The 15,040-nt window shown below is 72.2% G+C and carries 8 protein-coding genes; 7 read left to right on the top strand and 1 reads right to left on the bottom strand.

Translation table 11 applies throughout. The features are described from left to right. Positions 1 to 183 precede the first annotated feature (183 nt). The 7 genes from ACFYMO_RS26045 to ACFYMO_RS26075 all read left to right on the top strand — a co-directional run bounded on the left by ACFYMO_RS26045 (position 184) and on the right by ACFYMO_RS26075 (position 14,417). A complete protein-coding gene (locus ACFYMO_RS26045) occupies positions 184 to 4,095 on the top strand; it encodes a phage resistance protein (protein ID WP_388549332.1) in 3,912 nt (1,303 codons plus the stop codon). Continuing rightward, positions 4,092 to 7,076 carry a BREX-2 system phosphatase PglZ gene (pglZ, locus tag ACFYMO_RS26050; RefSeq protein WP_388549335.1) on the top strand — a complete coding sequence of 995 codons (2,985 nt, stop codon included), beginning with the start codon at positions 4,092 to 4,094 and terminating at the stop codon, positions 7,074 to 7,076. Before ACFYMO_RS26045 ends, pglZ begins: the two co-directional genes overlap by 4 nt. 40 nt (positions 7,077 to 7,116) lie before the next feature. Beyond that, positions 7,117 to 8,439 carry a BREX system ATP-binding protein BrxD gene (brxD, locus tag ACFYMO_RS26055; RefSeq protein WP_388549338.1) on the top strand — a complete coding sequence of 441 codons (1,323 nt, stop codon included), beginning with the start codon at positions 7,117 to 7,119 and terminating at the stop codon, positions 8,437 to 8,439. Then, the gene (locus ACFYMO_RS26060) at positions 8,439 to 10,562 is read left to right on the top strand and encodes a DEAD/DEAH box helicase (protein ID WP_388549341.1); all 2,124 of its coding nucleotides are present in this window, start codon (positions 8,439 to 8,441) and stop codon (positions 10,560 to 10,562) included. The genes brxD and ACFYMO_RS26060 overlap by 1 nt, the downstream gene beginning before the upstream one ends. Positions 10,563 to 10,660: 98 nt before the next feature. Then, positions 10,661 to 11,455, top strand: coding sequence for a response regulator transcription factor (locus tag ACFYMO_RS26065; protein WP_388549344.1), 795 nt, complete (start codon positions 10,661 to 10,663; stop codon positions 11,453 to 11,455). 11 nt (positions 11,456 to 11,466) lie between these two features. After that, positions 11,467 to 13,038, top strand: a complete 1,572-nt coding sequence (locus ACFYMO_RS26070; protein ID WP_388549346.1) for a sensor histidine kinase — start codon at positions 11,467 to 11,469, stop codon at positions 13,036 to 13,038. 26 nt (positions 13,039 to 13,064) lie between these two features. Then, positions 13,065 to 14,417 (top strand): glycosyltransferase, encoded by a 1,353-nt coding sequence (locus ACFYMO_RS26075; protein ID WP_388549349.1) that lies wholly within the window; start codon positions 13,065 to 13,067, stop codon positions 14,415 to 14,417. An 83-nt stretch (positions 14,418 to 14,500) separates the two neighbouring features. Here ACFYMO_RS26075 and ACFYMO_RS26080 read toward each other — a convergent pair whose 3' ends face one another. After that, on the bottom strand, positions 14,501 to 14,992 hold the full coding sequence (locus tag ACFYMO_RS26080; RefSeq protein WP_366770970.1) for a phospholipase: 492 nt from the start codon (positions 14,990 to 14,992) through the stop codon (positions 14,501 to 14,503). Positions 14,993 to 15,040: the final 48 nt, after the last annotated feature.

Here is a 15,040-nt window from a genome sequence, read left to right on the forward strand (position 1 = left end):
CGGCACGTCATTTTGTGACTGCTTTTCATCACCCCGCTGACGTGCTCGACTTCCGTGTCGGACAATGGTCCCGGACCAGGATGAAGATCCGCACAGAAGAAGACCCGCAGACCCGTCGATACGACGGATGGCACGGCCACGGCCCCCAGCGTGCCCGCAGCCGGAAGGAGAGCGAGAGCCTCGATGGCCCAGGACCCGCAGTCGCAGGCGCCCCTGCTTCGCGATGTCATCGACATCAAGGAGTCCATTTCCACCTCGGACTTCGTGCTGCAGTTGTCGGAGGCGACGACGCCGCAGGGGGCCGAGCACGCGCTGCGGGACTATGTGGTCACCGAGCGGCTGCTGGAGAACTTCGACGAGGCGCTGGGCCTGATCAAGTCGGCGCTGGACGGACACGCGTCGAAGGCGGCGTATCTGCACGGCTCGTTCGGTTCCGGTAAGTCGCACTTCATGGCGGTGCTGCACGCGCTGCTGAGCGGCAGCCCGGCGGCGCGCGGCCGGGGCGACTTCGATCCGGTGCTGACCAAGCACGAGTGGCTGGGCACGGACGGGAAGAAGTTCCTGCTGGTGCCGTACCACATGCTCGGGGCGAAGGCCATGGAGCAGCGGGTGCTCGGCGGGTACGTGAGCCACGTCAAGCGGCTGCACCCGGAGGCGCCGACGCCGCAGGTGTACCGGACGGACGCGCTGTTCGACGACATCCGGGCCATGCGGGCGCGGATGGGGGACGCGGCCGTCATCAACGGACTCACCTCCCCGGAGGGGTCCGGCGGCGGCGAGGACGACGAGTGGGGTGAGTCGTTCGCCTGGCAGCCGACGCTGCTGGACACGGCGCTGGCCGCCGAGGAGGTGCACGAGTCGGGGCAGGCGCTGAACCTGGTGAGTCCGTCGACCCCGGCGGAGCTGCGGGCCCGGCTGGTGGAGGACGCGAGTACGTATCTGCTGCCGGGGTTCGCCAAGAACGCCACGGAGGACGAGCACGGGTTCGTCTCGCTGGACGCGGGGCTCGGCATCGTCGCCGAGCACGCCAAGTCGCTGGGCTACGACGGGCTGATCCTCTTCCTGGACGAGCTGATCCTGTGGCTGGCCACCCTCATCCACGACCAGAAGTGGGTGGCCCGCGAGGCGGGGAAGATCACCAACTTCGTGGAGGGCGGCGACGCGCGCCGCGCCATCCCGGTCGTCTCCTTCATAGCCCGGCAGCGGGATCTGCGGGAGCTGGTGGGTGAGGAGGTGTCGGGCGCCGCCGAGTCGTCCATCCAGGACACGCTCAATCTGGCCTCCGGCCGGTTCGACAAGATCACCCTGGAGGACCGGAACCTGCCCCAGGTCGCGCACGCGCGGCTGCTCAAGCCGAGGGACGCGGAGGCCGGGGCGCGGATCGAGGCGCAGTTCGAGAAGACGCGCAAGGTCCGCCAGGAAGTGTGGGACACCCTGCTCGGCTCGGACCGGGGTGCGGACGGAGTGGGAGCCGACGAGGACAGCTTCCGGCTCACCTATCCCTTCTCCCCCGCGTTCATGGACACGCTCGTCCATGTGTCCTCGGCGCTGCAGCGCAACCGGACCGGTATGAAGCTGATGGGGCAGCTCCTCGCCGACCATCGCGACGAGCTGCGGCTCGGGGATCTCATTCCGGTCGGCGATCTGTATCCGCTGATCGCCGACGGCGGCGACAAGCCGTTCACCGACAGCCTGAAGGTCGTCTTCGAGGCGGCGGACAAGCTGTACAGGACCAAGCTGCGGCCGTATCTGCTCGGTACGTACAACGTGACCGAGGAGGACGTCGAGCAGTACACACACCGCGGGCCGGACAGCATCAAGGACCCGGAGCTGCGTGGGCGGATCAAGACGTTCGTCGGCGACAACAGGATCGTCGGCACCCTGCTGCTGTCGTCGCTGGCGCCCAGCGTCCCGGCGCTGGCGGACCTGACGATCCGCAGGCTCTCCGCGCTGAACTACGGCTCCGTGGTCGCGCCGATACCGGGGCGCGAGTACGGCATCCTCAAGAACAAGGTGGCCGAGTGGGCCGGCCGCTTCCCCGAGATCAAGGAGACCGGCACCGAGGCGAACCCGGGTGTGCGGCTGGAGCTCTCGGGTGTGGACGTCGACTCCGTGATCGCCAACGCCAAGGTCAATGACAACCCCGGGAACCGGCAGGCGCTCGCCAAGCGGCTGCTGTCCGAGGATCTGGGGGTGGCGCACGGGCAGTTGGCCAGCCGGGTCGACTTCGTGTGGCGGGGTACGGAGCGGGCCGCCGAGGTGGTCTTCGGGAACGTCGCCGACGAGGACGAGCTGGCCGACCACGACCTGATGCCGCAGGAGGACGGCCTGTGGCGGATCGTCGTCGACCTCCCCTTCGACGAGGGCGAGTTCGGCCCCCGGGACGACGTGAACCGGATGCAGCGGCTGCGCGAGCGGCAGCAGAGCGAGAGGGCCCGTACGGTCGCCTGGCTGCCGACCCATCTGTCGGCGCAGCGGTACGCGGACTTCTGCCGCCTGGTCGTCATCGACAAGGCGCTCGCGGACGAGCAGCGCTTCGAGTCCCAGTACGCGGGCCATCTGAACGCCGACAACCGGGCGCGGGCCAAGGGGCTGCTGGAGACGCAGCGCGAGTCGCTGCTGAAGAACGTGAAGGCGGCCTTCAAACAGGCGTACGGGCTCGCGGACAAGAAGGCGACCGATGTCGAGCTGGGCTTCGGCGAGCACTTGCAGTCGCTGCGGGAGGTCGAGGGGCTGACGCTGTCCTTCGGCCAGTCGCTGCGTGACGGGCTGCTCCATGTCGTGGGCAGGCTGCTGGCGGCGCAGTACCCGGACCATCCGGACCTCGACCCGGACCACACCGGCACGCCCGTGAAGTCGGCCGACGTCCGCAAGGTCTTCACCCACGTGCGGGCGGCCGCGGAGGCGCGCGACCAGCGTACGGAGGTGCCGGCCGCCGACCGCAAGGCGATGCAGCGCATCGCGGGGCCGCTGCGGCTCGGGCAGCAGAAGGAGGCGTACTTCGAGCTGTCGCTGTACTGGGCCGACCACTTCCGGCGGCTCGCACGCGAGCGCGGCCACACCGGTGACCTGAGCCTGATCACGCTCACCGACTGGACGGACCTGCCGCAGCCGCGCGGGCTGCCCGGATATCTGGCCCGGCTCGTGGTCGCCGCGTTCGCCGAGATGGACGACCGGGTGTGGGTGCGCGGCGGGATGCCGCTGGACCCGGCACCGGAGATGGCGCAGCTCAAGGAGCACGACGCGCTGCGCAGCCAGCCGCTGCCCGGCGAGGAGGACTGGGAGTGCGCGCGGCAGCGGTTCGCCACGGTCTTCGGGAAGACGGCACCGACGCTGCGGCGCGGGCGGATCGTCAACCAGTTCGCCCGCCAGATCACGGAGGAGGCCCGCACCCACCAGGAGCAGGCCGCCGGACTGGTACGGCAGTTGGAGGAGCGCTCGGCGTTCCTGGAACTGGACGACACGGACGAGAGCGGGCGGCTCGCGCTGGCCCGCCGCTGCGTCGAACTGCTGAAGACGCTGACCCAGGGCATGGGGCAGGGCGCGGCGGGAGCGAAGAAGACGGTGGAGGCACTCGCCGCCTTCGACCTTGGAGAGGTCTCCGCCGACCGCTACGGCACCTCGATCGCCCAGGCCGGAGCCGTGGCCCGCGCGCTGGACGCCGCGTCCTGGACCACCCTCGACCTCGCCTCGAACGAGGGGCCGGAGGGCCGGGCACTGCTGGAGTCGCTGCGCAACGTGGCGCGCAGTGACCAGCGGACGAGCGATCTGTGCGGCGCTCTGGAACGCACCCAGCGCGAGGTGCTCGCCCTGGTCAAGCGCAACCGGGCGGCGCAGAGCCCGCAGCCCGATGCCGAGCCCGCCCGGCCACCCGGCCCCGGCGACGTTCCGCTGCACACGAACAGCAGCCACCCGCCCGTCCCGGAGCAACTGTCGCCCGGGGCAGGAGGGCGTCCGGGGCAGGTGAAGCGCTCCGGCGGCAGCCGGACCACCGCCGCGCGGGCCGCGGCCGAGCTGCGGGAGGAGCTGACCGCACTGGCCGCTGCCGAGCCCGATGCCACGATCGAGGTCACCTGGCGGGTCGTCGAGTCATGAGCACCCCGGTCACCGACACACCAGGAACCGCCGCGACCGCGGTCTCGGTGGCGGCGCGGTTGAACGTCGCCACCGTCACCCAGTACCTGTCCTCGCAGACCTCGCTCGCCGACGCGCTCACCGGCAACGACAAACGGCGCGCCGTGCTGCTGCGTGCTGCGCCCGAGTGGCCCGGCCCGCCGCAGCCCGCATGGGGTGAGGGCTGCACCGCCCGGATCGCCGTCGCGCTCTCCCCGCTCGCCGTCCACGAACTCGTGCTGAGCCATCTCGCCGGATCGCCCGAGGACGAGGACGGTGGCCCCGCCGTGCTGGTCGTACTGACCGATCGCGAGCAGAGCGAACTCGACGCCTCGATCGTGGCCCGTACGCACAAGAAGCGCGTCAACACCGTCGACGGCTGGGACGTGGTGCGTGAGGCCTTCGGGGCCGAGCAGCTGGAGACTCGTCTGAAGGACGCGACCTGGGCGGCGGAGGCGCTGCTGGACGCCACTCCGCCCGGCGGCTGGCCCCCGCACCCGGGCAGTGTGCTGTCGCGGCGTACGGCACTGTCCGCGTTGGCGCTGCGGCGGCTGCGGCTGGGCCGGTACGACAGCGAAGCCGGCTCCGCGCATCGCGCACCGGTGAGCGACCCCCTGGACATCCATACGCTGCTCGGCTGGTCCCTGGCCCCTGGCGGCCCTGAACGGCTGCTGGACTTGCGCGCTCCCGAACGCGACGGGCTGACGGAGTTCCTCGGTGAGGAAGGGCAGGCGGGTCCGGCCGGGCAGGCGCTGCTGGCACTGGTGGGGGCCGAGCACGGCCCGGACGCGGTGGCCTTCGGCCTGGTGTGCGGCGCCCTGTGGCTGCACGCCGACGCCGACGCCGACACCTACCGGGCACGGGGACGCGCCGAGCGCTGGTTCGGGGAGCAGCCGCCTGCGGCCGGCGAGGCGCTGGACGTGCTGGCCGGCTCGTTCGGTCGGGCCTGCGAGGAGTACGTCGGTGTGCTGCTCACGACCGCGTCCCGGGAGCAGGAGAGTGCCGCGCTGGAGGCGCGCGCGGCCCGCCGGGTCAGTGGCACCGTGCTCGACCGGGCGGCGGTTCTGGCCCGGCAGTTCGGTGCCGAGTCCGCGGCCCAGGCCAGTCCGCTGCTCTTGCAGGGGCTGGAAGCGCGGTTCGCGGCGGTCGGTCACGCGCTGGCCCACTCTGCGGGCACGGCCGAGCAGGTGGGGGCCGCTCTGAAGGTCCTGAACGACCACAAGCGGGCCGGGGAACCCCAGGCGCGGGTGCGCGTCCAGCGGGCGCACATGGCTCAGCGGGTGGCCCGGTGGCTCGCAGGTGGTCCCGATGCCGCCTGCCGTTCGGCTGCGGACGGCATCGCGCGCCACATCGCGGAGACCGGCTGGGTGGACCAAGCTCTCGAACACATCGAGGCCGGTGGCGATCCCGACCCCGTCCTCAAGTCCGCGTACGACAGACTCGCCCTACGGGTGCGGGAGGTGCGGCACGAGATCGACCGGGACTTCGCCCGCGCGCTCGCCACCTGGACGGCCGCGGGTACCCCGCCGGGCGCCATGCTGACAGTGGAGTCCTTCCTCGACCGGGTGGTCAAGCCGATCGTCCAGGGCGGGGAAGGGCGGCGGGTGCTGCTCGTCGTCCTGGACGGGATGAGTGCGGCCATCGCCACCGAGCTGGGCGAGGAGATCCGCTCCTCATGGGCGGAGTTCGACCCGGTGCCGGACGGCACGCCGCACCGCCGCGCCATGGCCGCAGCGCTGCCGACCGTGACGGCCGTCTCCCGTACGTCGCTGTTCGCGGGGCGGCTGACAAAGGGGGCGCAGGCGGACGAGAAGCGGCTCTTCCCGCAGCAGAAGCTGTGGGGCGGGGCTCCGGCAGCCGTCTTCCACAAGGACGATCTGCGCGCCGAGAGCGCCGGGGAGGTCTTCGGCCCGCAGCTCACCGAAGCACTGGGCGACGGCCGCACCCATGTGGCGGTCGTCCTCAACGCCATCGACGACCGGCTCGGCAAGGAGCAGAAGCTCGGGGACGGCGCCTGGCAGGTCCAGCACATCCCCGGGCTGGCGGAGTTGCTGCGTGTGGCCGCCCTGCAGGGCATGGCTGTGGTCCTGACCAGCGACCACGGGCATGTGGTGGACCGGCACGGTGCGAAGGTCGAGGCCGGAGAGCCGGAGTCGGCGCGGCATCGTGCCGCTTCCGGGACGGAGGAGCCCGCGGCTGCGGCCGAGGTCGCGCTGTCCGGGCCGCGGGTCGTCTGGCCCGAACCGGAGTCGTCCGTCGTCGCGCTGTGGGACGCCGACTCCCGCTATACCGGACTCAAGGCCGGCTACCACGGCGGAGCCTCCCTGGCGGAGGTGGCCATCCCCGTTCTGGCGTTCCTGCCGTTCGGCGCCTCGCCGCCCCGAGGGTGGCGGGAGCTGGGTGAACAGCAGCCCCTTTGGTGGAAGACCGACGAGAAAGACGCGCGGCTGCTCGGCGACCCGCCTTCGAGCGCTGCGACGAAGAACGCGGGGCCACGCGAGCAGCAGACCTCCCGGCACAAGCCGTCGAAGACCCAGGCGGAACTGGCCGCCACCCACGACTCCTTGTTCGACGTGGCCCCGGCACCCGTGCCCGAGCCCGTCGAGCCTGCGGAGCGGCCGGAGCAGCCCGAGCCGGGCCCACCGGAAGAAGCCGTCGTGGCGGAGCTCTTCGCCTCGGAGACATTCCGGAACCAGGTGGAACTCCTCGCCCGCAAGCCGCGCGAGCGCGAACTCGACAAGTTCCGCCTCGCCGTGGTCGCGCTCCTCGAGACGGGCGGCACCTTGCCAGTGACGGCGCTGGCGCAGCGGGTCGGCTTCCCCGCCACCCGCGCCGACGGCTTCGCCGCCGTGCTGCGGCAGCTCCTCAACTACGACGGAGTGCAAGTGCTGGAGACCATGCCGGACGGGCGGACGCTGCGGCTGCACGGCGACGCGCTGCGTGCGCAGTTCGGACTGGAGTGAGGGACGCGGGGTGGTACCGGAGGAATGCGAGACTGGAAAGGTGACCGATCCACGTGCCTCCAGCGTCTCCGCCGTCCGGCGGCGCACCGTCATCGACGCCCTGCGGCGTGGCGCTGTACCCGACAGCGGATTGGACCTGCTCGCGACCGGCCTGGACCGGTTCGCGGACGCTCTCGACGCCGAGTTGACCGCGGTCGCCTCCGGTGCGTCCGTGTTCAAGGCCGTCCGCGGCGAGTACGGGTCCGGTAAGACCTTCTTCACCCGGTGGCTGGGCGAGCGCGCCAAGCGGCTCGGCTACGCGGTCGCCGAGATCCAGATCTCGGAGACCGAGACCCCGCTGCACCGGCTGGAGACCGTGTACCGGCGGCTGACCGAACGGCTCGCCACGTCGAGCTTCCCGCCGAGCGCGCTGCGGCCGGTGGTCGACGCCTGGTTCTACGCGCTCGAGGAGGACGCCCTCGCGGCCGGCGCCGACGAGGAGGAATTGACCGGAGAGGTCGAGAAGCTGCTCACCGCGCGGCTGGCCGAGGTGTCCCGACATGCGCCCTCGTTCGCGACGGCGCTGCGCGGGTACCGGACGGCACTCGTCGAGGGGGACGAGGTGACAGCGGCGGCCGTGCTGGCGTGGCTGGGCGGGCAACCACATGTGGCCGCCGCGGCGAGGCGGTCCGCCGGGGTCCGCGGCGACCTCGACCACTTCGGGGCTTTCGGCTTCCTGCAAGGGCTGCTGACAGTGCTGCGCGACTCGGGGCACCGCGGGCTGTTCGTCGTCCTGGACGAGGTGGAGACCCTGCAGCGGGTGCGGTCCGACGCCCGGGACAAAGCACTCAACGCGCTGCGGCAGCTCATCGACGAGGTGCACTCGGGCCGGTTCCCCGGCCTGTATCTGGTGATCACCGGAACGCCTGCCTTCTACGACGGCCCGCAGGGAGTGCAGCGTCTCGCACCGCTCGCCCAGCGGCTGGCCACCGACTTCACCACCGACCCGCGCTTCGACAACCCGCGCGCGGTGCAGGTGCGGCTGCCGGGCTTCACCCAGGAGTCGCTGATCACCCTCGGCACCACGATCCGCGACCTGTACGCGGACGGGGCATCCGCGCCGGACCGGATACGGCAGCTCGCCGACGACGCGTATATCGCCGACCTCGCCGCCGCGGTGGGCGGTGCGCTCGGCGGCAAGGTGGGAGTGGCGCCGCGGCTGTTCCTGAAGAAGCTCGTCGGCGACGTCCTGGACCGGATCGACCAGTTCGCGGACTTCGATCCCCGGCAGCACTACCGGCTGACGGTATCGGAGAGTGAACTCACCGAGGTCGAGCGCAACGTCGCAGCGGCAGCGGCTGATGACGTGGAGCTGAACGTGTGATGGCGCCCGACCCGGTCGACCGGCTCGATCCCGTCGTCCTGCACCACGTGGTCAACACACTCGGCTGGCCCGACCTGCGGCCCCTGCAGCGTGCCGCGATCGATCCGCTCATGGACGGCGAGGACGCGATCCTCCTCGCCCCCACGGCGGGCGGCAAGACGGAGGCGGCCTGTCTGCCCGTCCTCTCCGCGATGTCCGCACAGGGCTGGTCCGGCACCTCGGTGCTCTACCTGTGTCCGCTGAAGGCGCTGCTGAACAACCTCGTCACACGCGTGCACGGGTACGCCCAGTGGCTCGGGCGCCGTGCGGAGCTGTGGCACGGCGACACCACCGAGGCGCGGCGGCAGCGCATCCGCACCGATCCCCCGGACCTCCTGCTCACCACGCCCGAGTCGCTGGAAGCGATGCTGATCGGGGTCAAGACCGATCACGCCACCGTGCTGGGACATGTCCGAGCGGTCGTCGTGGACGAGGTGCACGCCTTCGCCGACGACGACCGGGGCTGGCACCTGCTGGCCGTGCTGGAACGCCTGCAGCAGGTCACCGGGCGGCCCCTGCAGCGGATCGGCCTGTCGGCGACCGTCGGCAACCCGCAGCAACTGCTCACCTGGCTCCAGGGCTCGGGGGCAGGGAAGCGACCCGGCCGGGTGGTCGCCCCGGCCCCCGTGCAGAGCGCCGCCTCCGACCGCCCCGCGGGCGAGGTCGAACTGGACTACGTTGGCTCCCTCGAGAACGCCGCCAAGCTCGTCGCCACGCTGCACCGGGGCGAGAAACGGCTGGTGTTCTGCGACTCCAGGAGCCAGGTGGAGCAGTTGGGCGCTGCGCTGCTCGAGCGGGAGGTGACGGTCTTCCTCTCGCACGCCTCGCTGTCGGTGCAGGAGCGCGCCAGATCCGAGCAGGCGTTCGCCGAGGCGCGGGACTGCGTCATCGTCTCCACCTCCACCCTGGAACTCGGCATCGACGTCGGCGACCTGGACCGCGTCATCCAGATCGACTCCCCCGGGACCGTCGCCTCCTTCCTACAGCGCATCGGCCGCACCGGACGCCGCCCCGGCGCCACCCGCAACTGCCTCTTCCTCGCCACCCGCAAAGACACACTGCTGCAGGCGGCGGCCTTGCTCGTGCTCTGGTCGCGCGGCTGGGTCGAGCCGGTGACCGCTCCACCGGAGCCACGCCACCTGGTGGCTCAGCAGCTCCTCGCGCTCGTACTCCAGCAGCACAGGATCGGCGACAGCCTGTGGCCGGAGCAGTGGAACGGGCTGGTGCCGTTCGACCGTTCGGCACAGCCCGTCCTGCGGCATCTGATGTCCGAGGGCTTCCTCGAACAGGACGGCGGCCTGCTGTTCATCGGCCCCGAAGCCGAGCGCCGGTTCGGCCGTCGGCACTTCATCGAGCTGACGGCCTCCTTCACCGCTCCCCCGCAGTTCACCGTCCTCTCCGGGCGTACGGAGATCGGGCAGACGGATCCGTCCGTCCTGACGGAGGAACGTCCCGGCCCGCGCAGGCTGCTGCTGGGCGGACGCAACTGGCAGGTCACGTTCATCGACTGGGCCCGCAAACGCGTCTTCGTCGAACCGGTCGACAGCGGCGGGGTCGCCAAGTGGTCGAGCGGTTCACTCGCGGGCCTCTCCCACCCCCTCACCCGGGCGATGCGCGACGTGCTCCTGGGCACCGACCCGCCCGTTTCCCTGACCCGGCGGGCCGATGCCTGCCTGGCCGAATGGCGCCAGGACCATGCGCCCGACCTCGTGCACCCCGGCGGGACGCTGATCACCCGAAGCGGCAGCGATGTGCGGTGGTGGACCTGGGCCGGCTACCGCGCGAACGCGACCCTCGCCGCCACCCTGCCGTCGGTCGCCGACCCTGTGCAGCGGCCCACGGACTGCTTTCTCCGGCTCCGCGAGGACCTCACGCCGGAAAGGTGGCGGGCGGCCCGTGCGGCCACCGACGACGGCGCGGCCCTGGTGCTGCCGGACGTGGACCCGCGGGCTGTGCGCGGGCTGAAATTCTCCGCCGCCCTGCCCGAACGACTCGCCGTCGCGACGGTCGCCGCCCGGCTCGCCGATTTCGACGGCGCGTCCGCGGCGCTGCGGGAGCCCGTGCGCTTCCACGTTCCCGCATAGTCCTGGATCCGGGCGGGCGGCCGGCATCGGCCCCGCTTCTCAGCCGGCCCCCAGGGTGTTCACAGGTTTCTCTCAGGTTGGGCGTGCAGGGTGCTCGCATGGACGAGAAGGCGGTGTCGGCCGCGCGTGAGGGTGGTGCACGAGCTGGTGCCGGGCGGGCCGGGGCGCCGGGGCAGGGGCCGTTGCGGCGGCCCGACGGCGGTCCGGTGCGGATCCTCGTGGTGGACGACGAGCCCTCGCTCACCGAGCTGCTGTCGATGGCGTTGCGGTACGAGGGCTGGGAGGTGCGTGCGGCGGGCGGCGGTGAGGCCGCGGTGCGCACGGCGCGGGACTGGCGTCCGGATGCGGTGGTGCTGGATGTGATGCTGCCGGACGTGGACGGGCTCATTGTGCTCGGCCGGCTGCATTCGGTGACGCCGGGGATTCCGGTGCTGTTCCTGACGGCACGGGACGCGGTGGAGGACCGGATCGCGGGGCTGACGGCTGGCGGCGACGACTATGTGACCAAGCCGTTCAGCCTGGAGGAGGTCATCGCCCGGCTGCGCGGGCTGCTGCGGCGGGCCGGGGCCACTGCCGCCGGGCAGCCGTCGTCCGTGCTGGCCGTGGGGGATCTGACGCTGGACGAGGACACCCACGAGGTGGCCCGGGGCGACGCGGAGATCCGGCTGACGGCGACCGAGTTCGAGCTGCTGCGGTATCTGATGCGCAATCCGCGGCGGGTGCTGAGCAAGGCGCAGATCCTGGACCGGGTGTGGTCCTACGACTTCGGCGGCCAGGGCAACGTGGTGGAGCTGTACATCTCGTATCTGCGGCGGAAGATCGACGCGGGGCGGGCTCCGATGATCCACACCCGGCGCGGTGCGGGCTATCTGCTCAAGCCCGCAGCGGAGTGAGGGAAGCGGCGGTGTTCCGGCTGTTCGCCGGGGTGCGGGCGCGGCTGCGGGTGCGGCGTTCGCTGCGTGCCCGGCTGGTGCTCTCGGTCGTGGCGATGATCGCGGTGGTGGCCGCGGTGATCGGCGCGGTGACGACCATCGCGCTGCACACGTATCTGTACCAGCAGCTCGACAGCCAGCTCAAGGACGTCACCTTCCGCGCCGCGGGCCCGGGGCCGCCCGGTCATCAGCGGCCCGAGGGGCTGGAGAAGCTGCGGTTCCTGAAGGTGGGCGGGCAGCCGGTGGGTACCGTCGGCGCCTTCGTCAAGGACAGCGGCGACGGCGCCTCCGACAGCGGTACCGGCAGTACGTTCAGCTCCGCGGCCCGCAGCGTGCAGCAGCAGCCGGCCGGCGGGATGCCCGGCGTCGGCATCAGGGAGCTGACCGGCGCACAGTCCGCGGCGCTGGCCTCGGTGCCCCGCGACAGCAGTCCGCACACCGCGGAGCTGCCGCAGGTGGGCAGCTATCGGGTGACGTCGGTGCACGTGGCGGGCGGCACTCTGGTGGTCGGTCTGCCGACCGCGGCGGTGGACGACACGATCAGCACGCTCGTGCTGGTCGAGGTGTGCGTGGCCGGGGCCGGACTGCTGGGTGCGGGGCTCGCGGGCGCGGCGTCGGTGCGGGTGGCGCTGCGGCCGCTCCGGCGGATGGCGCACACCGCCACCCGGGTCTCGGAACTTCCCCTGCACAGCGGCGAGGTGCGGCTGCGCGAGCGGGTGCCGGTGCGGGACACGGATCCGGAGACGGAGGTCGGCCAGGTCGGGGCGGCGCTGAACCGGATGCTCGGCCATGTCGGTTCGGCGCTGGCGGCGCGGCACGACAGCGAACTGCGGCTGCGCCGGTTCATCGCGGACGCCAGCCACGAGTTGCGTACCCCGCTGGCGTCCATCCGCGGCTACGCGGAGCTCTCGCGGGAGCAGCCGGGTACGGGCACGGACACCGGGTACGCGCTGGAGCGGATCGAGTCCGAGGCGGTGCGGATGACCGGGCTGGTGGAGGACCTGCTGCTGCTCGCGCGGCTGGATTCGGGGCGGCCGCTGGAGCGGGAGCCGGTGGATGTCTCGGCGCTGGTCGTCGACGCGGTCAGCGATGCGCGGGTGGCCGGTCCTGAGCATGTGTGGCGACTGGAGGTGCCCACCTCCCCGCTGCTGGTGACCGGCGACGAGTCGCGGCTGCGGCAGGTGCTGGCCAATCTGCTGGCCAACGCGCGCAGTCACACTCCACCGGGTACGACGGTGCGCGCACAGCTGGCGCTGGACGGGGGCCGGGTGGAGGTGCGGGTCGTGGACGACGGTCCGGGTATCCCGGCGGATGTGCGGGAGCGCGTCTTCGAACGGTTCGCGCGGGGCGACGCCTCGCGCTCCCGGCACCGCGGCAGCACCGGGCTGGGGCTGGCCATCGTGGCCGCGGTGGTGGCCGCGCACGGCGGGGGTGTGCAAGTCGCCAGCCGGCCCGGCCGAACCGCCTTCACCGTGCGGCTGCCCGCGGATTCCGCCGGATCCGGCACCTCACAGGTGGCGCACAGCCTGGCCACACCGGGCTGACAGGCCGGTTCGCCACGGTCGGCGGCATGAGTGCGAAGACCGATCCTGTGGGGCGCGAGACCGCGCCGTCGCGCGAGGGCCTGCCGTCGTGCGAGACCCTGCCCTCCCGCCGTCATCTGCCGTCCCGGACGCCCACGACCGTGCTGGACGTGGTGGTGCCCGTCCACAACGAGGAGGCGGCCCTCGGTCCCTGCGTCCGGCGGCTGCACGCCTTCCTGGCCCGGCACTTCCCGTACGGCTTCCGGATCACCGTCGCGGACAACGCCAGCCGGGACCGCACCCAGGAGGTGGCCCGCGAACTCGTCCGGGAGTTCGACTCCGTCTCGTTGACACGGCTGGAGGAGAAGGGCCGGGGGCGCGCCCTGCGCACCGTGTGGGCCGCCTCGGACGCCCCCGTGCGGGCCTACATGGACGTGGACCTGTCCACCGATCTCAACGCGCTGCTGCCGCTGGTCGCGCCGTTGATCTCGGGCCACTCGGATGTCGCGACCGGCACCCGGCTGGCCTCCGGTTCGCGCGTCGTCCGCGGACCGAAGCGCGAGGTCCTCTCGCGTGGCTACAACCTGCTGCTGCGCGGCTCGCTGGCCGCCCGCTTCTCCGACGCGCAGTGCGGCTTCAAAGCCGTACGCGGCGAGGTGGCCGACCGGCTGCTGCCGCTCGTGCAGGACAACGGCTGGTTCTTCGACACCGAACTGCTGGTGCTGGCCGAGCGCGCCGGGCTGCGTGTGCACGAGGTACCGGTGGACTGGGTGGACGACCCCGACTCGCGGGTGGACATCCTCCGCACCGTCACGGACGACCTCAAGGGCGTCTGGCGGGTCGGCAGGGCGCTGGCCGGGGGCGCGCTGCCGCTGGACCGGCTGCGCCGCCCGTTCGGCGACGACCCGCGCGACCGCGGGCTGGCGGACGTGCCCGGCGGGCTGCCGCGCCAGCTCATCGGCTTCTGCCTGGTCGGGGCGCTGAGCACGCTGCTGTATCTGGGGCTCTACTCGCTGCTGCGGCAGGGCGTGGGTGCGCAGTCGGCCAACGCGTCGGCGCTGCTGCTGTCGGCGTTGGGGAACACCGCCGCGAACCGGCGGCTGACCTTCGGGGTGCGCGGCCGGGAGCGAGCGGTCCGGCACCAGGCCCAGGGCCTGCTCGTCTTCGCCGTCGGTCTGGCGCTGACCAGCGGTTCGCTGGCCGCGCTGCACACCGCGGCCGCCGGGGCGCCGCGCAGTGCCGAGCTCGCCGTGCTGGTGTGCGCCAACCTGGCCGCGACGGTGCTGCGCTTCCTCCTCTTCCGTGCCTGGGTGTTCGGCCGCCGCACCGAACGGCGGGAGCGTCGGGAGCCGCAGGAGCAGCCGGAGCCGTCGGCTGCGAGGCGTCCCTCCCGTGGCTGAACGGCAGGCGCCCCTCCCGTGGCTGAACGGCAACGGAAGGAGCGCCCGGGTACCCGTCCGGCGGGCGGGGTGCGGCGGGCCGGTCAGGCGGCCTTGTCGGCGGCTGCCTCGTCGGCGCCCTTGAGGCCGAAGATGTCGACGGCGTGGTAATACGTCCAGGCGGTCGAGTTGCAGGCCGTCCTGGTCGCTCCGGAGTAGCGGTTGCAGACCCGCTTGAGGTCCTCGTAGAAGGCCGAGTCGATACGGGACTTGTTCGCCGAGAAGGTGCCCATGGCCTTGTAGTTGCGGTAGCCGAAGTCGTGGCGGGCGCAGGCGGTCTGGAAGGGGAAGCCGAAGGGGTTGTCGGGCGAGGAACTGCAGTAGTCCGTCGACCAGTCGAAGCCGTAGGCGGACCAGTCGCCCTGGTGCTGGCGGGCCTGGTACCAGGCGTTGTAGCTGGAGGCGCTGGTCTGCGTCCAGGAGCTGAGCACCTGCGCCTTGTCGGCGGGGGCGGCCGAGGCCGAGCCGGCGGGGACGAGCACGGCGGGGAGCGACAGCGCGGCGGCAGCGAGCGGGACGGCGTATCTGCGGCGCATGAATGACCTCCGAAGTGACGGGCCCGGAACGACCGGGCCATGGGGGGG

This window comes from Streptomyces sp. NPDC007025, assembly GCF_042869455.1.
Lineage (GTDB): Bacteria > Actinomycetota > Actinomycetes > Streptomycetales > Streptomycetaceae > Streptomyces.